At 67.2% G+C, this 271-nt stretch carries 1 protein-coding gene; it reads right to left on the bottom strand.

From position 1 onward, the window contains the following. Positions 1-271 (bottom strand): tyrosine-type recombinase/integrase (locus tag SM191_RS19920; RefSeq protein WP_341507679.1); only part of this gene is annotated, 271 nt, incomplete at both ends.

Genomic DNA, 271 nt, shown 5'->3' with positions numbered 1-271 from the left:
AAGCTGATCGAGCGGGCCGGTGACGGCGCGGATCGTGCGCGTCGCGACCTTGGTGTAGAGCGCAGTCGTCTCCAGCTTGCTGTGCCCGAGCAGGACTTGAATGACGCGGATGTCGACGTCCTGTTCGAGCAGGTGGGTAGCGAAACTGTGCCGCAACGTGTGGGGGCTGACCCGCTTGCGGATGCCCGCCGCCTCGGCCGCTTCGTGGACAGCACGGTGGAGTTGCCGCGTCGAGATCGGGTCGGTGTAGCTGCGGCCCGGGAACAGCCAG

The organism is Sphingomonas sp. 2378, assembly GCF_038084995.1.
Taxonomy (GTDB): Bacteria; Pseudomonadota; Alphaproteobacteria; order Sphingomonadales; family Sphingomonadaceae; genus Sphingomonas.
The sequence above is the reverse complement of the archived record's forward strand: the minus strand, read 5'-3'. Positions and strand labels throughout refer to the sequence as shown.